The organism is Quadrisphaera sp. GCM10027208 (genome assembly GCF_042658805.1).
GTDB lineage: Bacteria > Actinomycetota > Actinomycetes > Actinomycetales > SCSIO-59966 > SCSIO-59966.
This window is the reverse complement of sequence record NZ_JBHSRC010000002.1, coordinates 121,292-141,614: the sequence shown is the minus strand read 5'-3', so window position 1 is coordinate 141,614 and position 20,323 is coordinate 121,292. Positions and strand designations below refer to the sequence as shown.

The 20,323-nt window shown below is 74.6% G+C and carries 19 protein-coding genes; 10 read left to right on the top strand and 9 right to left on the bottom strand.

Translation table 11 applies throughout. The features are described 5' to 3' along the window. Positions 1-1,176, bottom strand: a complete 1,176-nt coding sequence (locus tag ACFP6A_RS03735) for a glycosyltransferase family 4 protein (RefSeq protein ID WP_379601650.1) — start codon at positions 1,174-1,176, stop codon at positions 1-3. 230 nt (positions 1,177-1,406) lie between these two features. Here ACFP6A_RS03735 and ACFP6A_RS03730 point away from each other — a divergent pair, with 230 nt between their 5' ends. Further along, positions 1,407-2,777, top strand: a complete 1,371-nt coding sequence (locus ACFP6A_RS03730; protein WP_379601649.1) for a hypothetical protein — start codon at positions 1,407-1,409, stop codon at positions 2,775-2,777. 10 nt (positions 2,778-2,787) lie between these two features. Beyond that, positions 2,788-3,885: a hypothetical protein gene (locus ACFP6A_RS03725; protein WP_379601648.1), complete on the top strand. Its 1,098-nt coding sequence runs from the start codon at positions 2,788-2,790 to the stop codon at positions 3,883-3,885. A gap of 90 nt (positions 3,886-3,975) precedes the next feature. Here the strand turns inward: ACFP6A_RS03725 and ACFP6A_RS03720 are convergent, their stop codons facing one another. The 3 genes from ACFP6A_RS03720 to groL all read right to left on the bottom strand — a co-directional run bounded on the left by ACFP6A_RS03720 (position 3,976) and on the right by groL (position 7,021). Further along, the gene (locus ACFP6A_RS03720; RefSeq protein ID WP_379601646.1) at positions 3,976-4,557 is read right to left on the bottom strand and encodes an NTP transferase domain-containing protein; all 582 of its coding nucleotides are present in this window, start codon (positions 4,555-4,557) and stop codon (positions 3,976-3,978) included. Continuing rightward, positions 4,554-5,321 carry a DUF4031 domain-containing protein gene (locus ACFP6A_RS03715; protein WP_379601645.1) on the bottom strand — a complete coding sequence of 256 codons (768 nt, stop codon included), beginning with the start codon at positions 5,319-5,321 and terminating at the stop codon, positions 4,554-4,556. The genes ACFP6A_RS03720 and ACFP6A_RS03715 overlap by 4 nt, the downstream gene beginning before the upstream one ends. Positions 5,322-5,398: 77 nt before the next feature. Next, positions 5,399-7,021, bottom strand: coding sequence for a chaperonin GroEL (gene groL / locus ACFP6A_RS03710; protein ID WP_379601644.1), 1,623 nt, complete (start codon positions 7,019-7,021; stop codon positions 5,399-5,401). A 330-nt stretch (positions 7,022-7,351) separates the two neighbouring features. Between groL and ACFP6A_RS03705 the strand changes: the two genes are divergently transcribed. Beyond that, positions 7,352-7,795, top strand: a complete 444-nt coding sequence (locus ACFP6A_RS03705; RefSeq protein ID WP_379601642.1) for a hypothetical protein — start codon at positions 7,352-7,354, stop codon at positions 7,793-7,795. Here ACFP6A_RS03705 and ACFP6A_RS03700 read toward each other — a convergent pair. Both ACFP6A_RS03700 and ACFP6A_RS03695 read right to left on the bottom strand, forming a co-directional pair. After that, positions 7,734-8,390: a LytR C-terminal domain-containing protein gene (locus tag ACFP6A_RS03700; protein WP_379601640.1), complete on the bottom strand. Its 657-nt coding sequence runs from the start codon at positions 8,388-8,390 to the stop codon at positions 7,734-7,736. The two genes, ACFP6A_RS03705 and ACFP6A_RS03700, sit on opposite strands and share 62 nt — an antisense overlap. 19 nt (positions 8,391-8,409) lie before the next feature. Next, the gene (locus ACFP6A_RS03695; protein WP_379601639.1) at positions 8,410-8,694 is read right to left on the bottom strand and encodes a DUF3263 domain-containing protein; all 285 of its coding nucleotides are present in this window, start codon (positions 8,692-8,694) and stop codon (positions 8,410-8,412) included. 208 nt (positions 8,695-8,902) lie between these two features. Between ACFP6A_RS03695 and ACFP6A_RS03690 the strand changes: the two genes are divergently transcribed. Further along, on the top strand, positions 8,903-9,592 hold the full coding sequence (locus tag ACFP6A_RS03690; RefSeq protein WP_379601638.1) for a uracil-DNA glycosylase: 690 nt from the start codon (positions 8,903-8,905) through the stop codon (positions 9,590-9,592). Positions 9,593-9,899: 307 nt separating this feature from the next. Here ACFP6A_RS03690 and ACFP6A_RS03685 read toward each other — a convergent pair whose 3' ends face one another. Then, positions 9,900-11,120, bottom strand: coding sequence for an amidohydrolase (locus ACFP6A_RS03685; protein WP_379601637.1), 1,221 nt, complete (start codon positions 11,118-11,120; stop codon positions 9,900-9,902). Positions 11,121-11,243: 123 nt separating this feature from the next. Between ACFP6A_RS03685 and ACFP6A_RS03680 the strand changes: the two genes are divergently transcribed. Together ACFP6A_RS03680 and ACFP6A_RS03675 are read left to right on the top strand one after the other, a co-directional pair. Beyond that, a complete protein-coding gene (locus tag ACFP6A_RS03680) occupies positions 11,244-12,638 on the top strand; it encodes a threonine/serine exporter ThrE family protein (protein ID WP_379601635.1) in 1,395 nt (464 codons plus the stop codon). A gap of 30 nt (positions 12,639-12,668) precedes the next feature. Further along, positions 12,669-13,526, top strand: coding sequence for an SGNH/GDSL hydrolase family protein (locus ACFP6A_RS03675; protein ID WP_379602150.1), 858 nt, complete (start codon positions 12,669-12,671; stop codon positions 13,524-13,526). Positions 13,527-14,134: 608 nt separating this feature from the next. On the opposite strand, the gene ACFP6A_RS03670 is transcribed toward ACFP6A_RS03675, so the two are convergent. Beyond that, a complete protein-coding gene (locus ACFP6A_RS03670; protein WP_379601633.1) occupies positions 14,135-15,523 on the bottom strand; it encodes a DNA polymerase IV in 1,389 nt (462 codons plus the stop codon). Next, complete coding sequence (locus tag ACFP6A_RS03665) at positions 15,523-17,277, bottom strand: alpha/beta hydrolase (RefSeq protein ID WP_379601631.1); 1,755 nt, start codon at positions 17,275-17,277, stop codon at positions 15,523-15,525. The genes ACFP6A_RS03670 and ACFP6A_RS03665 overlap by 1 nt, the downstream gene beginning before the upstream one ends. A gap of 193 nt (positions 17,278-17,470) precedes the next feature. Here ACFP6A_RS03665 and ACFP6A_RS03660 point away from each other — a divergent pair, with 193 nt between their 5' ends. From ACFP6A_RS03660 to ACFP6A_RS03645, 4 genes are read left to right on the top strand one after another with little or no spacing between them, the layout of a single operon-like run. Then, on the top strand, positions 17,471-18,652 hold the full coding sequence (locus ACFP6A_RS03660; protein WP_379601629.1) for an acyl-CoA dehydrogenase family protein: 1,182 nt from the start codon (positions 17,471-17,473) through the stop codon (positions 18,650-18,652). Further along, positions 18,652-19,410 carry an SDR family NAD(P)-dependent oxidoreductase gene (locus ACFP6A_RS03655; protein WP_379601628.1) on the top strand — a complete coding sequence of 253 codons (759 nt, stop codon included), beginning with the start codon at positions 18,652-18,654 and terminating at the stop codon, positions 19,408-19,410. The genes ACFP6A_RS03660 and ACFP6A_RS03655 overlap by 1 nt, the downstream gene beginning before the upstream one ends. Continuing rightward, positions 19,407-19,841: a fluoride efflux transporter FluC gene (locus tag ACFP6A_RS03650; RefSeq protein ID WP_379602148.1), complete on the top strand. Its 435-nt coding sequence runs from the start codon at positions 19,407-19,409 to the stop codon at positions 19,839-19,841. The genes ACFP6A_RS03655 and ACFP6A_RS03650 overlap by 4 nt, the downstream gene beginning before the upstream one ends. Then, positions 19,838-20,212, top strand: a complete 375-nt coding sequence (locus ACFP6A_RS03645; protein WP_379601626.1) for a fluoride efflux transporter FluC — start codon at positions 19,838-19,840, stop codon at positions 20,210-20,212. Before ACFP6A_RS03650 ends, ACFP6A_RS03645 begins: the two co-directional genes overlap by 4 nt. Positions 20,213-20,323 lie beyond the last annotated feature (111 nt).

The window sequence follows — 20,323 nt, the reverse complement described above, 5'->3', positions numbered from 1 at the left end:
TCACCCCACCTCGGCGAGTGCAGTACCCGCGGCCGGGGTGGGCAGGTGACCGGCCACCTTCCCGGTGTACTCGGCCTTCCCGGTGTGCTCGGCGATGGCCCGCCGGTAGGCGGCGACGTAGCCCTCGGCCATCCGGTCGGCCGAGAACCGCTCGACGACACTGGCCCGGCACGCATGCGGGTTCAGCTGCGTCACCGCGGCAAGGGCGGCGGGCAGCTGGTCGGGGTGGTCGCAGACCAGGCCCGTAACACCGTCGGTGACCACCTCGGGCACCGCGCCGCCGCGCAGGGCCACCACGGGCGTACCGCAGGCCATGGCCTCGATCATGACCATGCCGAAGGGCTCCTCCCACTGGATGGGGAAGAGCAGGCACCGGGCCCCGGAGAGCAGCTCCCGCTTGGTCACCGCGTCTGCCACGCCCACGAGCCGGTCGCTGCTGCGCAGCCGGGGGCGTACCTCGCGGTCGAAGTACTCCTGCTCGATGGGCTCGCTGCACTTGCCCGCCAGCACCAGCGGCACACCTGCCGCGTGTGCGGCGTCCAGGGCCAGGTGCGGTGCCTTCTGCGGGTGGAACCGGCCGAGGAACAACGCGTAGTCGCCCTTCTCCGCCCGGAAGGGCCAGTCCTGCGGGCGCAGGGCGTTGTGCACGACACCGAGCCAGTTCAGGTCTGGTGCCAGCTCGCGCTGCCGGTGGCTGATGCCGACCAGGCCGACGTCGGCGCCGAGATCCCGGTAGTAGCGGTGCATGTCGACGTCGACGGGGCCGTGCACGGTGACCACCGTCGGGATGCCACGCTGCCGCAGCACGGCAGCGTTGAGTGGACCGGCCAGGGTGTGGTCGTGCACGACGTCCAGTTCTCCGGCGTCGGCGAGGCGAAGGAGTGCCTTGCGTGCCGCGGCGGCGTGCACCATCTCCGGCGCGGGCTCGCCCAGGCGCTGCGGCACCGGCTCAGGCCACAACGGCACGAACTCCGCTCGGCTCGTCGAGTGACCGGCGCCGAGCAGCGTGACGTGGTGGCCCTGAGCGACCAGGCTGTCGGCCAGGTCGGCCACGACGGCCTCCACCCCGCCATAGCCACTCGGCGGGACCTCGAAGTAGGGCGGGGCCACCAGCGCGACCCGCAGCGACGGGACACCGCGGTGGGGGGCGGTGCTCCGTTGCCCGGAGAGTTGCATGGGGCGGGCCCATCGGTCGGGAGACTGCTTGTTCAGGTCAACCAGCACAGCGATCCTCCGCGAAGGACATCTGAACCAGAAGACGGACGGCACCGTCCAGGGGGCAGATGAGCCTGCAAGCAGCAGGGTACGCCTCACCCGGACACCTGTTGATGTAGCAACCGAGCGGTCGGTCAGCAAGTCGACCGCGTCCTGTTCCCGACCTCCACCCCCACCGATAAGTTGGTGATATGGACCCGGCCACCCGCGAGACCTCGCCGGGCGTGGACGAGGCCGTGCACCTGCTCACCCTGGCCCAGCAGTACTCCGACGCCCTGCGCGCTGAGGCGGAGCAGCTGCGCGCCGAGGCCGCCCGCCTGCAGGAGGAGGCCGCCGAGGCGCACCGAGCGGCGACCGCCCGGCTCGCGGAGGCCCAGGAGGAGGCCGCACAGCTCGTCGGGGACGCCGGGGAGCAGGCGACCCTGGTCGTGGACGCCGCCGGGCGCACCGGGGACCAGCTGCTCGCCCAGGCCGAGTCCGAGGCCGCCGAGCTGCGGGCCGCGGCCGAGGCCGTGGCCCGCGAAGCCCGCGAGGAGGCCGAGCGGCTCGTGGCCGGGGCACGAGCACACGCCGAGCGGCTGACCGCCGAGACCGAGGACGTCGTCCGGCGTCGGACGACGCAGCTCGAGCAGACCGAGGAGCGGATCCGGACGGCAGCGGCCGAGGAGGCCGAACGGGTCCTGGCAGCGGCGCGGGCCGAGGCGCAGGAGCTGCTCACCCGCAGCCGGGAGGACGCCGAGCAGAGCCACCGGTCCGCGCTCGAGGAGCTCGAGCAGGCGCGAGCCACTGCCGCCGCCGAGGTGCAGGCCGCTCAGGAGCACGCCCGCCAGCTCCGGGACGCCGCACGGGCCGCCGCGGACGCCGAGCTCGCCGAGGCCGAGGAGCAGACCGCCTGGACGCGGCGCACCGTCGACGAGCTGCTCGCCACGGCCAAGGAGGAGGCTCAGCGCAGCCGGGACCGTGGTCACGCGGAGGCGGCGGAGATCGTCCGGTCGGTGCGGGGCCGGCTGCACCGGGTGCTGGGCGCCAGCGCCCAACGGCTGCGGGACCGGATCGAGGCGGCGAACGCCGAGGTCGCGGCAGTCCGCGCCGAGGCCGAGGAGGTGCTCCGCCGTGCCCGACAGGACGCCGAGGCCGAGCAGGCTCGGGCACGCGAGGCCGCCGAGCACCTCCTGGCGGACGCCGAGGTGCAGGCCGAGGCGAAGATCCAGCGGGCCGAGCGCCGCCTCGGGGAGGCGGAGAGCGGTGCGCGGATGCTGCGCGAGCGCGTCGCGGAGCAGGTCGCGACCGCCCAGCGCGAGGCGCAGGACCTGCGGCGCCAGGCCCGGGCGGAGGCCACCCAGATCGTCGCCGACGCGCGGGCGGAGGCCGACGAGCTGCGGGCCCAGGCCCGGGAGGTGCTCGACCGCACCCGGGCCGAGGTGGCCGCGCTGAGCCGCCGCCGTGACCAGATCGCTGCGGAGCTGGGACAGCTCTCCGGCGTGATCGACGCCCTCGCCGTCCCCGAGCCGGCGACGTCCGACCCCCACTCCCCCACCGACCCCGACCACGACGAGAGATGACGAAGGTCCCATGAACGAGACCACCTTCCGCACCGTGCTGCGTGGCTACGAGCCGGCGCAGGTCGACAAGCGCATCCACGAGCTCACCGAGGCGCTGCACGCCGCGCGTCAGCAGGCCGAGGAGCTCTCACGCCGCGTCGAGGCCCTCGAGGCGGCCGAGGCCGAGCGGCTCGCCCAGCCGGCACCCGAGCCTGAGACCCCGCCCGCGACGTCCGCGACCTACGCCGACCTCGGCGCCCGGGTCGGCCAGATCCTCGAGCTCGCCGAGGAGGAGGCCGCGGACCTGGCCCGCCGCGCCCGCGAGGACGCCGAGGCGTACCGCCGGGACGTCGAGGAGTCCAGCGCCGTCGTCCGCGCGGAGGCCGACCGGTACGCCGAGCAGACCCGCAGCGACGCGGACGCCGAGGCCGCCCGGGTGCTGCTGGACGCCCGGCGCCGGGCCGACGAGATCCTCGACGAGGCCGACCGGGAGGCGACCGCCCGGCGCGAAGAGGCAGAGGCCGTGTACGAGCGTCAGCGCGCCAAGGCCGCGCAGGCAGCGGCCGACTTCGAGACCACGCTGGCGCAGCGCCGCGAGCGCGCCGAGCAGGACTTCGTCCAGCGGACCGCCGCCGCCGAGCAGCAGCTGGCCGCGGCGCAGGAGCGCGCCCAGTCGGTCAGCGCCGAGGCCGAGCGCCTGCACGCGGACGCCTCGCTGAAGGCCCGCCGGATCGTGGAGGAGGCCGAGCAGCAGGCCCAGGAGCTCGTCCGCGAGGCCAGGGCCCATGCCGAGCGGATCCGGGCCGAGTCCGACCGGGAGCTGGCCGCGGCCACCCAGCGTCGCGACAGCATCAACGCCCAGCTGGCCAACGTGCGTCAGATGCTCGCCACCCTCGGCGGCGGAGCCGTCGCGATGAACCTGGCCGACGACGAGCCGGTTGCGTCGCAGCAGGCGGCGCAGGAGGCGGTGGCCCAGCAGGCTTCCGACGACGAGGTCGGCGGGGGCGAGGCCCCCGACGCCCTGCCGGAAGACGCCGAGCCGGAGGACGCCCTGCCCGAGGACGCCGAGCCCGAGGACGCCGAGCCGCTCGACGAGGACCACGAGCAGGTCGACTCCCCGACGCGCTGAGGTCGCCAGCCCCGCCGGGTGCGTGATCACCCGCGGGCGCCGCGGGTGGCGGGATTGCATGATCACGAACAGAGGTTCTCGACTGGTTGCTCAGCGGAACCCGGCGGGGGTGTCGACGTCCTCGCCGTGGCCGACGTCCCCGCACTCGACCGTCGTCACCTCGTGGGCGCGCAGGTAGTCCCGGGCGCCCCGGTCCCCCCGGGCTGCCTCGGCCGCACCGGCCCAGTGGGCGCGCCCGAGCACGACCGGGTGCCCCGGCCGCCCGGCGTACGCCGCTTGTACCAGGGCCTCGCCGGGTGAGCCGGTCCCTACCGTGGCCCGCAGGCGCGCGACGACCGCGGGCGTCAGGCCGGGGGTGTCCACGAGCGCGACGAGGACAGCGTCCGGCACCGGGTCGAGAACCCGGACGGCGCCAAGGCCGGCGCGCAGGGACGCCCCCATCCCCTCGGCCCAGTCCGGCGCGACGACGACGTCCACGCCGTCCGGGACGAGAACCCGGGCCTGGTCGGCCGCGGCGCCGAGGACGACGAGCACCGGGTCGCAGCCGCCGGCCGCGAGCGCGGCGCACCGGTCGGCCAGCCAGCCGGGCACGAGCGCCTTGGGCATCCCGTACCGGCGTCCCGCGCCGGCGGCCAGCACGAGCCCGGCGACGCGACCGGCCCGCTCGCTCACCCCTGCAGCAGCTCCTCGGCCAGCGGCCACCAGCGGCGGTGCCCGACGACGTCCCGGGCGTCCCCGACGTCCAGGAGCCGGGCCTCGGCGCCCGGGGCAGGGCGCACGGCGGCGCCGGCGGCCAGGTCCAGGCAGTACAGCGCCTGGTAGGACCACGGCGCGGGGAACGGCCAGCCGGCCGGGGCCGGGCCCAGCAGGCGCAGCCGCTGGTAGCCGACGGGCCTCAGCTCACCCGGGTCGACGTCCAGGCCGCTCTGGCGGGCCATCGCCCGGGCGACGGACGCCGTGGCGGGCTCCCCCGGCCGGCGCGCCGTCCCGGGCAGGCCCCACTCGCGGCCGCTGGCGCGGGTGACGAGAAGCCGCCGAGCGGCGTCCCGGACGACGACCCAGCCGCCGATCGTCACGTCGTCCGGCAGGTCCCGGGGCGAGGCCAGGACGTCGACGCGGTGCGGCCCCGCCTGGGGTCCCCACCGGTCGTCCTCGCCGGAGGACAGCACGCGCTCGCTGCGCAGCGAGGGCACCCGCAGGCCGGAGTCGACGAGCCGGCGCAGCAGCTCGCGTCCCCCGACCGGCTCGGCCCCGGCCGCGACGAGGTCGTCGTAGCGCTCCTGCGGGACGTCGTAGTGGTCACCGCCGAACGCCCGCTCGGGCAGCCCGGCGCGCCGGGCGAACACGTGCAGCTCCGTCAGGGAGGTGTCGCTGACGAGGTGGGACCACAACCGGCCGTGGGCGGGCCAGGCGGGCGGGTCGATGAGCACGGCCACGACCGGTCAGCCTAGGCGGACGACGAAGGGCGGCACCCCTGCGGGTGCCGCCCTCCGTCAGGCGTGGCTGGCGTGGGTCAGAAGTCCATGCCGCCCATGTCACCACCGGCCGGGGCCGCGGGGGCCTTCTCCGGCTTGTCGGCGATGACGGCCTCGGTGGTGAGGAAGAGCGCCGCGATGGAGGCGGCGTTCTGCAGCGCCGACCGAGTCACCTTGGCGGGGTCGATGATCCCGCTTGCGACCATGTCGACGTACTCGCCGGTGGCGGCGTCCAGGCCGTGACCCGTCTCCAGGTTGCGGACCTTCTCCGCCACGACGCCGCCCTCGAGGCCGGCGTTGATGGCGATCTGCTTGAGCGGGGCCTCGATCGCGACCTTGACGATGTTCGCCCCGGTCGCCTCGTCACCCTCCAGCTCGAGCTTGTCGAACGCGGTGGCACCGGCCTGGATGAGGGCGACGCCACCACCGGCGACGATGCCCTCCTCGACGGCCGCCTTCGCGTTGCGGACGGCGTCCTCGATCCGGTGCTTGCGCTCCTTGAGCTCGACCTCGGTGGCCGCGCCGGCCTTGATGACGGCGACGCCGCCGGCCAGCTTGGCGAGCCGCTCCTGCAGCTTCTCGCGGTCGTAGTCGGAGTCGCTCTTCTCGATCTCGGCGCGGATCTGGTTGACCCGGCCGGCGATCTGGTCGGCGTCCCCGGCGCCCTCGACGATCGTCGTCTCGTCCTTGGTGACGACGACCTTGCGGGCCCGGCCGAGCATGTCGAGGCCGGTGTTCTCCAGCTTGAGGCCGACCTCCTCGGAGATGACCTGTCCGCCGGTGAGGATCGCAATGTCCTGCAGCATCGCCTTGCGGCGGTCACCGAAGCCGGGGGCCTTGACGGCGACCGACTTGAAGATGCCGCGGATCTTGTTGACGACGAGGGTGGCCAGGGCCTCGCCCTCGACGTCCTCGGCGATGATCGCCAGCGGCTTGCCGGACTGGGTGACCTTCTCCAGCAGCGGCAGCAGGTCCTTGATCGCGGAGATCTTGGAGTTGACGACGAGGATGTACGGGTCCTCGAGGACGGTCTCCATCCGCTCGGCGTCGGTGACGAAGTAGGGCGAGATGTAGCCCTTGTCGAAGCGCATGCCCTCGGTGAGCTCGAGCTCGAGGCCGAAGGTCTGGCTCTCCTCGACGGTGATGACGCCTTCCTTGCCGACCTTGTCCATCGCCTCGGCGATGAGCTCGCCGATCTGCGGGTCAGCGGCGGAGATGGACGCGGTCGCGGCGATCTGCTCCTTGGTCTCGACCTCCTTGGCCGAGTTCAGCAGCTGCTCGGCGACGGCCTCGACCGCCTTCTCGATGCCCTTCTTCAGCGCCATCGGGTTCGCGCCGGCGGCCACGTTGCGCAGGCCCTCGCGGACCATCGCCTGGGCGAGCACGGTCGCGGTGGTGGTGCCGTCGCCGGCGACGTCGTCGGTCTTCTTCGCGACCTCCTTGACGAGCTCGGCGCCGATCTTCTCGTAGGGGTCCTCGAGCTCGATCTCCTTGGCGATGCTCACACCATCGTTGGTGATGGTCGGAGCACCCCACTTCTTCTCGAGGACGACGTTGCGGCCCTTCGGACCGAGGGTGACCTTGACGGCGTCGGCCAGCGTGTTCATGCCACGCTCGAGTCCGCGCCGGGCCTCCTCGTTGAAGGAGATCATCTTGGCCATTCGGGGATTCCTCCCGGTGACGGGTGGTGGGGGGGTGGCCGGGCGGTGCCCGCGACGGACGCCGCCGCCCACGCAGTCACGTCCCGCGTGCGCGCCGACTCACCGGTCCGGCCGGAAGCGTGTGCTCCCTGGGTTGTCCTGTCACTCTCGTGCCGAGAGTGCCAGTCACATGATTAGCACTCCCACCCCCCGAGTGCAAATGCCTCCCGGCCCGGGGACCCGATCCCGGCCCCGGGGGCCCGATCTCTGGAGGCTTTCCGGGGTCATGGACGCGGGCGAGACCCCGGAAGGCCTCCAGAGATCGGGCGCGGCGGGTGGCAGGGTGGGTGGGTGCGCAGGGTGCTCAACTTCCTCAACGGGTCGACGGCGCTCGGACTGGCGCTCGCCCGGGCGGGTGGAGCGGACGTCGTCCCCGGCCCGCACGGGCTGCGGCTGGCGCCCGGGTACCGCGCCTGGTTCCCGGCGCCGCGGGCCGCGGCGGTCACCGTCGGTGACGTCGTCCTGCTGCGCATGACGCTCGAGCAGGCGCTGCTGCGGCCCCGGCTGCTCGCCCACGAGGCCGGGCACGCAGCCCAGTGGGCGACGTTCCTCGGGCCGCTCGGCTTCCTGCCCGCCTACGGCCTCGCCGCGGCCTGGTCGTGGCTGCGCTGCCGGGACACCGCCCTGGCCAACTGGTTCGAGGTGCGCGCGGGCCTGGCGGACGGCGGCTACCTCAGGACTGGTAGTCCTCCCCCAGGACGACGGTCAGCCCGCCGCCGCCGAACGCGTCGCTGAGCTCGGTGGCGGCACCGCCGAGCGCGTCCGCCAGCGCCTCCGCCGTCGCGGCCAGCGTCTCGTCGGCGTAGTAGACCGTGGTCGGCGGGGTCGGGCCGGCCCGGTAGTTGTCCACCTCGGTCACGGTCCAGCCGTCGACGCCCAGCACCTCGGCGGCGCCCCCGGCCAGGCCGGCGGTCGTCGTCCCGTTGAGCACCCGGACGCCGACGGACCGGTCGACCGGAGCAGGTTCCTCGGCGGGGGGCTCCGGCTCGGGCTGGGCGTCGGTCGGCGTGCCGGTCTGCGCGTCGGTGGGAGCGTCGGTCGCGGTAGGAGCAGGGGTGCCCGGCGTCGTGGTTCCGCCCTCGGACGTCGGCGACCCCGCCGTCTCGGTGCTCGTGCCGGTGGGCTCGGAGACCCGGGTGGCGACGTCCGGACCGTTCCCGCCGAGCAGCGTCATCGCACCGACGACGAGGGCCACGACGGCGACGACGACGAGCAGGACGGGCACCATCGCGAGGACGGGGTTCGGTCGCGCCCGGTGCGCGCCCCGCCGTCCGTCGCCCGGCTGGACGTCGTCGAACTCGTCGCGGGGGTACCGGCTCTGCTCGCTCATCGGCGGCGAGCCTAGGCGCTCAGACCTGCAGGCCGAGGCGACGGGCCGAGCGGGCGCGCTGGCGGGACGCGCGCATCCGGCGCAGCCGCTTGACGAGCATCGGGTCGAACGCCAAGGCCTCGGGGGAGTCGATGAGCGCGTTGAGCACCTGGTAGTAGCGGGTTGCCGACATGTCGAACAGCTCGCGGACGGCCTGCTCCTTGGCCCCGGCGTACTTCCACCACTGCCGCTCGAAGGCGAGGATCTCCCGGTCGCGCGCGGACAGGCCCGACGGCTCGTCGTCCCGTGACTCTGCGGCGTCCACGCTGCGCCCTCCTTGCTCGCTGGTGCTGTGCGGTCCGTGCGTCACCGTCACTGTAGGCCGCGTCCCCGCCACTGTAGGCCGCGAACCACAGCCGTGTCATTTGTCGCGGCGTGTCGCCGTGGCCGCTGGCAGCCGGCCGGCGGCAGGCCGGCGGCAGGCCGGTTCGTGCGCTTGCACCGGCGCCTCGCCCTGCCGTAGGCACTGGTCCGTGACCCAGCCCGCTCCCGCCGTCCGGACGAAGGTCGTGCACCCCTCGTGGCTGCCTGTCCTCGACCGCGTCGCCCCGGCGCTCCGCGACGTCGGAGCGCACCTGGCGGCCGAGGCGGCCGCCGGCCACGCGGTGCTGCCGGCCCCCGACCGAGTGCTCCGCGCGCTCGCGACCCCGCTGGACGACGTCCGGGTGGTCATCGTCGGGCAGGACCCCTACCCGACCCCGGGGCACCCGGTCGGCTTGGCGTTCGCCGTCGACCGGGCGGTCACCGTGCTGCCCGGGAGCCTGCACAACATCTACCGGGAGCTGCACGCCGACACCGGGATGCCGGTGCCCGGGCACGGGGACCTGTCCGCGTGGACCGGGCGCGGGGTGCTGCTGCTCAACCGGGTTCTCACGGTCCGGGCCGGAGCGCCGGGCTCGCACCGGCAGCGTGGCTGGGAACAGGTGACGGACGCCGTGCTGCGGGCGCTGGTGCACCGTGGCGGACCGCTCGTCGCCGTGCTGTGGGGCCGGCAGGCGCAGACCCTGCGCCCGGCGCTCGGCGACGTCCCCGTCGTGACCGGCGCCCACCCGAGTCCGCTGTCGGCGTCCCGCGGCTTCCTCGGCTCACGGCCGTTCAGCCGCGTCGACGAGCTGCTGACCGCCCAGGGCGCCGACCCCGTCGACTGGTCCCTCCCTCGGTGATCAGCCGAGAAGACCCTGTTCGTGATCATGCAGTCCCGCCACCCCACACGCACCCCCGATCGCCCGCAGAATGCGGGGTTGGTGGCGGGACACGCCGCAAAATCTGTGCCAGAGCCAGCATTCTGCGGACGGTCCATGAGCAGTCCCCGCCGCCCGATTGCGGATCATGCAGTCTCGCCATGTCCCACTCTCCGAGGGTGGCGGGATTGCATGATCACCGACAGGGGCGCAGTGGTGGGCAGGATTGCATGATCACCAACAAGGGGACGTGGGTGGCGGGATTGCATGATCACGGAGAGGGGACCGATCAGGGACGGGAAGGGGTGGGGTAGGGGCTGAGGTGGACGCCGTCGCCGGCCTCCTCGTCCCAGGTGTAGACCTGCCGGCCGCCGACGAACACCCGCAGCGCCCGGGAGAACACGTCGAGCGGGTCGCCGGACCAGACGACGACGTCGCCGTCCTTGCCGGGTGACAACGACCCGACGCGGTCGTCCAGCCCCATGATCGTCGCCGGGTTGATGGTGAGAGCGCGCAGCGCCTCGTCCCGGTCCAGGCCCTCCTTGACCGCCAGCGACGCCTGGTGGACGAGGAAGTTGATCGGGACGACGGGGTGGTCAGTGGTGATCGCGATCCGGACGCCGGCGCGGGCCAGCAGACCCGGGTTGCGCAGGTGCCGCTGACGCAGCTCCACCTTGCTCCGGGTGGTGAACAGCGGCCCGATGACGACCGGGATGCCGCGCTCGGCGATGACGTCGGCGAGCAGGTGGGCCTCGGTGCCGTGGTTGAGGATGAGCCGGTAGCCGAACTCCTCGGCCAGGCGCATCGCGGTCGCGATGTCGTCGGCCCGGTGACTGTGCTGCGACCACGGCAGCTCGCCGTCCAGGACCCGGACGAGCACCTCGGACGTCGGATCACGGTCGAACGGCTCGCCGTTGGCCGCCGCCCGGTCCCGGCGGGCGCGGTAGTCCTGCGCCCGGACCATCGCGTCGCGGATCACCGCGGCGACGCCCTGGCGGGTCGACGGCAGCTTCTTCTGGTCGCCGTACACCCGCTTGGGGTTCTCACCGAGCGCGCTCTTCACCGACACCGGCTGACGCAGCAGCATCTCGTCGACCATCCGTCCCCAGCACTTCAGCGCCACCGTCTGGCCCCCGATCGGGTTGCCGGACCCGGGCTTGACCACGGCGGTCGTCACGCCGCCGGCGATCGCGTCCCGGAAGCCCTCGTCCGCGGGATTGATGGCGTCCAGGGCGCGCATCCGGGCGCCGTTGGGGTCGGTCATCTCGTTGGTGTCCTGGCCGGCCCAGCCCTCGGCCTCCTCGTGGACGCCGAGGTGGGCGTGGGCCTCGACGAAGCCGGGCAGCACCCACGAGCCGGTCGCGTCGACGACCTCCGCGTCGTCCGGGACGTCGACGTCGGCGCCGACGGCAGCGATCCGGCCGTCGACGATCAGGACGGTCCCGCCCTCGATGGGCTCCCCCTCGACGGGGACCACCCGGCCCCCGGTGATGGCAACGGTCGTCGGCATGCGCTCCTCCTCCTGCATCGTGCGTCTGGTCTGGCAGTCGGTCCGGACGACGTCCCACCGTGCTGGTCCACCCGCACCGTGCGATTCGTCGGACGACCGACAGCCTCCCCTACCCTGGCGGACGTGCCGAAGCCGCCCCAGTACACGCGTCTGGCCGACCGGGCCCGCCGCGCGATCGCCGGCACGAGCCCGCCGACGATGCAGATCGGCCTGCGCACCTCGCGCAGCCAGATGGACGACCTCACCGCGCACTCGGCGCTCGAGCTCGCCCTGCGCATCGGTGAGGCCATGCTCGCCGTCGGCGTCCCGGCCGCCGACGTCACCGCGACCGTGCTGCGCGTGGCCGCCGCCTACGGCCTGTCCTCCTGCCAGGTCGACGTCACCTACACCTCCCTGACGGTGAGCTGGGACCGGGACGACGAGGTGCCGCTGACCGGGATGCGGATCGTCCGGGTCCGGGCCACCGACTACACCCGGCTGCACGCGGTGACGAACCTCGCGCGGGACGTCGTCACCGGTGACGGTCTGCCGCTGGAGGAGGCCCACCAGCGCCTCGACCGGGTGCTCGCCACCCCGCACCCCTACCGGCGCTGGATCGTCACCACGACGCTCGGGCTGGCCGCCGCGTCGGTCGGCCTGCTCCTCGGCGGGGGGTGGGCTGTCGCCGTCCTGGCCGGACTCACGACCGCCGCGATCGACGTGCTCATGCGTGCGCTGTCCCGCTGGGGTCTGCCGCAGTTCTTCCAGCACGCGGCCGGCGCCGCCCTCGCGACGTCCGTGGCCGTCGTCCTCGTCGTCCTGGAGACCGGCGTGCGGACCTCGCTCGTCGTCGGCGCCGGGATCGTCGTCCTGCTCATGGGCATGTCCCTGGTCGGCGCCGCGGAGGACGCCATCAGCGGCTTCCACGTCACCGCCGCGGCCCGGATGTTCGAGGTGCTCACCCTGACGGCGGGCATCGTCGTCGGCATCGCCTCGGTCCTGGACGTCGCGAACGCCGTGGGCGTGCCGCTGGCCGTCCTCGACCCGGTCGCCTACGCCGTCCCCGCGTGGCTGCAGCTCGCCGCCGCGGCCGGGATCGCGATGTTCTTCGCGGTCGCCTCGTACGCCCGACCCCGGTCGGCCGCCCTGGCCGCGGTCGCCGGCGCCCTGTCGTGGATCGTCTACTCGCTGACCCGCGACCTCGGCGCCGGGCCGGCGGTCGCCTCGGCGCTCGCCGCCGTCGTCGTCGGGTTCATCGGGGAGGCCACGACGGAACGGCTGCGGATCCCGCCGCTGGTCATCGCCGCGTCGGCGGTCGCACCGCTGCTACCAGGGCTGACCATCTACCGCGGCCTGTTCGCCATCGTCGTCGACCAGGACATCACCGCCGGGCTCGGCCTGCTCACCACGGCCGCCTCGATCGGACTCGGGCTGGCCGGCGGCATCACCCTCGGGGAGTTCCTCGCCACGCCGGTGCGCACCGAGCTCGACCGGTGGGACCGCAAGGTCCGCCGCCGGGCGAGCGGTGCCCGGACCTGAGTCATCCTGGACGTCGTGAACGACACCCCCATGTCACCTGAACCCGTCACCCCAGCACCGGACGTCGTCCCGCGCTGGCACCGGTACGTCGCCCTCGGGGACTCCTTCACCGAGGGGATGGCAGACCCCGACCCCAGGACGCCGGGTGAGTACCGGGGGTGGGCCGACCGGCTCGCCGAGGCGCTGCACGTCCGGCGCGTCGCGGACGGCGCGCAGGGGCTCGAGTACGCCAACCTCGCCGTCCGGGGTCGGCTGCTCGACCAGATCCTGGCGGAGCAGCTCCCGGTCGCCCTGGACTCCGGTGCCGACCTCGTCAGCATCGTCGGCGGCGGCAACGACGTCCTGCGGCCCGGTACCGATCCCGACGACCTGGCCGCCCGGCTCGAGGACGCCGTCCGCCTCCTACGAGGGACCGGCGCTGACGTGCTCATGGCCACCGGCGTCGACCCGCGCAACGCCCCGCTGATCCAACGGACCCGCGGCAAGGTGGCGACGTACAACTCCCACATCTGGTCGATCGCGTCCCGGCACGGCGCCCGCGTCATCGACCTGTGGGGGCTGCGGGCGCTGCGCGACTGGCGGCTGTGGGCCGACGACCGGATCCACCTGTCCGCCGAGGGGCACCGGCGGGTCGCTGGCCTGGCCCTGCACACGCTCGGCCTGGCCACGGGTGGCGAGCACGCCGTGCCGCTCGATCCGGAGCCGCCGCGGCCACGTCTGGACGTGCTGCGGGACGACGCCGCCTGGGTCCGCGGGCACGTCGCGCCGTGGCTGGGGCGCCGGTTGCGCGGCCGCTCGTCCGGGGACGGGCGGACGGCGAAGCGGCCTCACCCGGCGCCGGTCGAGCCCGTCCCGCTGGACCCCGCACCCCTCGACGTCCGAGACTGACCCGCCCCTCGGCGTCCGAGACTGACCGCCCCTCGGTGATCATGCAATCCCGCCACCCCGCGCCCCCTCTTCGTGATCATGCAATCCCGCCACCCCAGCCGGCCTGCACACCCTCTTCGTGATCATGCAATCCCGCCACCCCAGCCCCCACCGCCCGCTCACAGAATGCTGCGTTGGTGGCGCGACACGCCGGACAGACGGGGCCGCGCGCAGCATTCTGTGGTCGAGTCGCCTGGCCCGACGTGGCCCGCCATCGCCGCCACGGCCTGCTTCATCTTTCGGGGTGGCCGCGAACGGCCATGAGGCGTTCATGTGGTCCCGCCACTCCGCACGCCTATTCGTGATCAGGAACACGGCGTTTTCGGCTGGCCACCGGCAGGGGCGGGAGCAGGCAGTGCTAGGTCGGCGCAGGATCGCCGGCGTGTCAGCCCCGAACGCAGCACCGTTCGGGCGGGCAACGCGTCGTGAGGGGTGGCGGGATTGCATGATCACGGCTGGGGACAGGGGGTGGCGGGATTGCATGATCACGAAGAGGGGGTACGGGGTGGCGGGATTGCATGATCACGAACAAGGGGTTGTGGCGCGCCCAAGGGGGGTGGCACCCGGGCTCACGGGGGGTCGCCGACCGGCTCCCACACCGGCGGCTCGGCGGGCGCCAGGTCGGGGTCGTCGTCCGGGAACGTGCGCACCGGGCCGGGGCCGGTGCGGGGCCCCTCGAACCGCACGGTGACGCGGCGCAGCCCCGCGCCCCACACCCACCCCGGCCCGTGGACGGCGTGGACGACGTCCTGACCCGGTCGCCAGACCGGCCGGACGGCGGGAGCCGGGGACGACGCGGCCACCGGGGACGACGCGGCCACCGGGGCCGCGGGGGCGGACGTGGTCGACGCCAGCCCGAGACCCTCCGCCACGTCCACGCCATCGGGCGCCAGGTCGACGAACAGGTCCTGCTGGGCGAAGTCGGTGAGCCCGGAGACCCCGACGCCGAGCAGCCGGACGCCGCCACTGGTGTCGACGCCCTCGAGCAGCTGGGCCGCGACGGCGGCGATCTCCCGGACGGCGTCCGTCGGCTGGGGCAGCGTGACCGACCGGGTCAGGGTGGAGAAGTCGTAGCGCCTCAGCTTGAGGGTCACCGTCCGGCCGGACACGCCGTGCCCGACGAGCCGGGCGGCGACCCGGTCGGCGAGCCGCCGGACGTGCTCAGCCATCACCCGCCGGTCGGTGAGGTCGGTGGGGTAGGTCTCCTCCGCGGACACCGACTTGGCCTCCCTCTCCGGGACGACGGGCCGGTCGTCCAGGCCGCGGGAGGCGGCGTGCACGGCGGTGCCGTGGGCCTGCCCGAGCAGCTCGACGAGGTCGTCGACGCCGAGCGCGGCAAGCTGACCGACGGTCCGCACCCCCCGTCGGGCGAGCCGCTCCTCGCTGGCCGGCCCGATGCCCGGCAGCCGACGGACCGGCAGCGGGGCGAGTGTCGCGGCCTCCGTACCTGGGGCCACCACGCGCAGCCCGTCGGGCTTGTCGAGGTCGGAGGCGACCTTGGCGACGAGTTTGCTCGTGGCCGCACCCACCGACACGGTCAGCCCGGTCGCCGCCCGCACGTCCGCGCGCAGGCGCTCGGCGACCGCGCGCACGGTCTGGACGTCGAGGTCTGCCGCGACCGGGGCGAGGTCCACGTACGCCTCGTCGAGGGAGACCGCCTCGACCAGCGGCGACACCTCGTGCAGCAGGCCCATCACCGTGCGGGAGGCGGCCCGGTAGGCGGTGAACCGCCCGGCCAGGAAGGCGGCGTGGGGGCACCGGCGACGGGCCTCGGCGGTCGGCATCGCGCTGCCGACGCCGAACGCCCGCGCCTCGTACGAGGCCGTCGCCACCACCCCGCGCCCGCCCACGCCGCCGACGACGACCGGACGCCCGCGCAGGGACGGCTTGTCGCGCTGCTCAACGGCGGCGAAGAACGCGTCGAGGTCGACGTGCAGGATCTCGGGCCGCTCGCGCATCACCCTCCCGCAGGCGGCCACGGCGGGACGACAAGGTCCTCCAGCGCCTCGGTGTCCGCAGCGGTCCACGCCTGGGGAGCCAGCAGAGCGACCCAGGCGTGGACGATCTCCGGCTCGTAGCGGTGGCCGTGCCCGGGTGGCACCTCGGCCGCGAGGGCCAGGTCGACGGCGACCTGCCAGAACGTGACCACCGGGTACCACCGCATGGACGGCGAGACGTCCCGGCCCAGTTCGCCGTGCAGCCAGGCCGGTTGCTCCCACAGCAGGGACGGGTTCCACCACACGACCGGGTCCGAGGAGTTCTGCAGGTACACGACCTCGGGCACCACCGCATCGTCGGGGGGCGTCGGGTCAGGCAGGTCGGCCGGCGCGTCCGCCACGACGACCTGCGGGGCCCGGGCCGGCTCAGGCAGCCACACCGGGGAGCCGGGCTCCCGGCTTCGCAGCATCTCGTTCCACAGCGGGTTGGCGTTCGTCGGGCCGACGAGCAAGGCCGCGTCGGTGCGCCCCAGCAGCTCGTCGAGGTCGTCGAAGGCACCCTCCGCCCCGTACGAACCGAGGCTCTCGCCGTAGACGGCGAGCTGCGGCCGGGCGCCGGCCGGCAGCGCGGACCACCGCTCGTGCACGGCGTCGAACAGGGCCTGACCGGCGTGACTGGCCGTGCTCGGGTCGAGCAGCACCGAGACCCAGCTGGGCAGGTAGCCGTACTGCAGGCTGACGACGGCGCTGTCCCCGCCGGTGAGGTACTCCAGCGCGTCGACGGCCTCCGGGTTGACCCACCCGGTTCCGGTGGCCGTGGCGACGACGAGCACCGACCGGTCCCAGGCGCCGGTTCGGTCGAGCTCGGCCAGCGCCAGCGCCACCCTGTCCTCGAGCTCCTCGGCGGAGTCCACGCCGACGTACACCCGCACCGGGTCGACCGGGTCGACGTCGGCGAGCTCACCGATCTGCGCCGGAGACGGTCCGCCGGAGACGAACGCCTGCCCCTTGGCGCCCAGACTCTCCCACGGCACCAGTGAGCCGGGCCCGCCGGATCGGGTGGCGGCGTCCGGAGGTGCGACACCGTCCGGGACGGTCCGGTTGGCGGCCGCCGCGGACCGCTCGGCGAGGTCGAAGAACGAGCCGAGCAGCAGGCCCTGGACGACGCCGCCGACCACGAGGGCGGCGACGAGACCGGCCAGCGCCGACGCCACCCACGCCGGCGCCACCCGGTCGATCAGCCGGCGGACCAGTCGCGCGCCCAGGCGCACCGAGCGGGCGAGCAGGACGGCGAGGGCGACGATGAGCACCGCGACGGCCACGATCAAGGGGGTGTACCAGGGCTGGTCCTCCGCCATCCCGACGAGCGCGCGCGTCTCCCGCTGCTGCAGCCGGCCGGTCCACAGCGACACCACGACCACGACGGCGCTGACCCCGGCGACCACCGCCCAGGCGACCCGCTCGGACGGCGCCCGCCGTCCGGCGTCCAGCCGGCGCCGCAGCGGACGGCTGGCCATCTCGAGGAACGCACCCAGGCCGTACCCGATGGCCGCGGTGATCCCGCCGACAAGGCCCTGCAGCAACCAGGACCGCGGCAGCAGTGACGGCGTCTGGGCCAACGCGAAGAACAGCACGGCCACCACCACCGGGGTGCGGGACGGCCAGCGCCGGACCAGTGGGTCGGCAGGTTCCCCGGGGCGCGCGTGAAGGGCCCGGACGACGCCCGCGGCGGTGGGCGACCGGCGGTCCAGGCGCCGCCGCCGCGGTTCGGTCACCGTCACGTCCCTCCCACCGGTCCGTCCCCTGGCTCGCGCTGCCGGCACGGCACCGCGGCGCCATTCCATCGTCCCGGCCGGTACGGCACCGCACCGGGCACCGCGTCGGGCTCGGCGCGCCGCGTCTGGTAGACCTTCCAAGCACCCGGCGGCCGGTCCGCCCGTGCACGGCCGACGACACCCGGAGGTCCCGATGCCCGCGTCCCGCGTCCTGCCGACCCAGGAGGCGGCCGAGCTGCTCGCGCTGGTCCGCGAGCTGGCGACCCGGGAGCTCGCGACCCGGGCACCCGCCGCCGAGGCCGACGGGGTCTTCCCCAGGGAGATGTTCCGGCTGCTCGGCCGCGCCGGCGTCCTGGGGCTGCCCTACCCGCAGGAGCACGGCGGCGGTGGCCAGCCCTACGAGGTGTACCTGCAGGTGCTCGAGGAGATCGGGTACGCGTGGGCGACGGTGGGCGTCGGCACCAGCGTCCACGCGCTCGCCTGCTTCCCGCTGGTCACGCGCGGCACGCCCCAGCAGCAGGATCGCTGGCTGCCGGACCTGCTCGGCGGCGAGCTGCTCGGCGCGTACTGCCTGTCCGAGCCGCACGCCGGGTCCGACGTCGCGGCGATGACGACCAGGGCCCGCCGGGACGGCGACGAGTACGTCGTCACCGGGGCCAAGGCCTGGACGACGCACGGCGGGGAGGCCGACTTCTACACCGTGCTGGCCCGGACCGGGGACGCGCGCGCCGACATCACCTGCCTGCTCGTGCCCGGGGACGCCGAGGGGCTCTCCGCGGACCCGCCCGAACGGAAGATGGGGCTGACCGGCTCGACGACGGCGACGATGCGCTTCGACGACGTCCGGGTGCCGGTGGAGCGCCGGATCGGCGAGGAGGGCGAGGGGCTGCGGATCGCCCTCGCCGCCCTGGACGCCGGCCGGCTCGGCATCGCCGCGGTCGCCACCGGTGTCGCCCAGGCAGCGCTCGACACCGCGGTCGCCTACGCCAAGGAGCGGGAGGCGTTCGGACGGCGGATCATCGAGCACCAGGGGCTGGCGTTCCTGCTCGCGGACATGGCCGCGGCGGTGGACAGCGCCCGGGCGGCCTTCCTGCACGCCGCCCGGCTCAAGGACGCCGGCCTGCCGTACAGCCGGGCCGCGTCGGTCGCCAAGCTCGTCGCCACCGACAACGCGATGCGGGTGACGACGGACGCCGTCCAGGCGCTGGGCGGCTACGGCTACACCAAGGACTTCCCCGTCGAGCGCTGGATGCGCGAGACGAAGGTCATGCAGATCTTCGAGGGGACCAACCAGATCCAGCGGATGGTCATCGGCCGCCACCTCGACAAGGGCGACCCGGGCACCATCACGCACGTCACGAGGGAGACCAGCTGATGCAGCTCGACCGCACCGCCGCCGTCGTCACCGGAGGGGCGTCCGGCCTCGGGGCCGCGACCGCCGCCGCCCTCGCCGGGCGCGGGGTGTCGGTGTTCGTGCTCGACCTGCCGGCGGCGGTGGACGCCGCGGACCGGCTCGAGGGCGTGGAGTACCTGCCCACCGACGTCACCGACGCCGAGCAGGTGCGGGCCGCCGTGGGGGCCGCCGCCCAGTCCGGCGTCCCGCTGCGGACCGTGGTCAACTGCGCGGGCATCGGGCCGGCGGCACGGATCCTCGGAAAGTCGGGGGTGCACGACCTGGGCCTGTTCGCGAAGGTCGTCGAGGTCAACCTCGTCGGCACCTTCACCGTGCTGGCCCTTGCCGCCGAGCAGATCGCCCGCACCGAGCCCGACGAGCAGGGGCAGCGCGGCGTCGTCGTCAACACCGCGTCGGTCGCCGCGTTCGAGGGGCAGATCGGCCAGGTCGCCTACTCGGCGTCCAAGGGCGGCATCGTCGGGATGACCCTGCCCGCGGCGCGGGACCTCGCCCAGTACGGCATCCGCGTGTGCACCATCGCCCCCGGCATCGTCGAGACGCCGATGCTCTCCACGGTGAGCGAGGAGTTCCGCGCGTCGCTGGCCGCCGGCGTGCCGTTCCCCCCGCGGCTCGGCCGCCCCGACGAGTACGCCCAGCTGGCCCTGGCGATCATCGATCACGACTACCTCAACGGCGAGGTGATCCGGATGGACGGCGCGCTGCGGATGGCCCCGCGCTGAGCCGGTCCCGGCCGCGGCCCAGCCTGGACCCGGCCGTCCTGGGCGCCGTCGCCGCCGGCGGCGCCCTCGGCGCCTCGGCCCGGTACGCCCTGGCGCTCGCCGTCCCCTGGGGCGGCAGCGGCGTTCCCTGGGGCACGCTGACGGCGAACGTCCTGGGGTGCCTGCTGATCGGCGTCCTCATGGGACTGCTCGTGCGGCACGGCCCGCCGGGCCCCGAGCCGGCGGTGCACCGGCTGGTAAGGCCCTTCCTCGGGGTCGGCGTCCTCGGCGGGTTCACGACCTTCTCGACGACCCTGCTCGAGTCCGCCCGGCTGGCCGACGGCGGCGGGTCGTGGGAGGCCGCCGGGTACCTCGTCGGGACGACGGTGGCGGCGCTCCTCGCCGTGCACGTCGGGGTACGCGGGGCCCAGCGCGCGGGGCGTGGCCGGTGACCTGGCTGCTCGTCGTCCTGGGGGCCGCCGTGGGCGCCGTCCTGCGCTACCTGCTCGACGCGTGGGTGAACCCGGTGAGCGGGCGGGCCCTGCCGCTGGGGACGTTGCTCGCCAACGGCACCGGGACGCTGCTGGCGGGTGCCGTCGCCGGGGCCGCCCTCCCGAGCGCGGCGGCCGTCGCGGTGGGGGTCGGGGTCGCCGGGTCGCTGACGACGTACAGCACGTTCAGCTACGAGGCCTTCCGGCTGGACGCCGAGGGGGTCCGGCCGCTCGCCGTCGGGTACGTCCTGGTGACGCTCGCGGTCGGCGTCGCCGCGGTGCTCGCGGGGACGGCGCTCGGCGGCCTGCTCGGCGAGGCGGTCCGGGGCTGATCCGGACCGGCCGGGCGCCGAGCGGCTGAGGGAAGGCCGCAGCAGGCCGCCGAGCGCTGTCCGGTCATCGCGTCCGGCATCCGGACGGCGCTGCGCCCCGTGGTGAGCCGC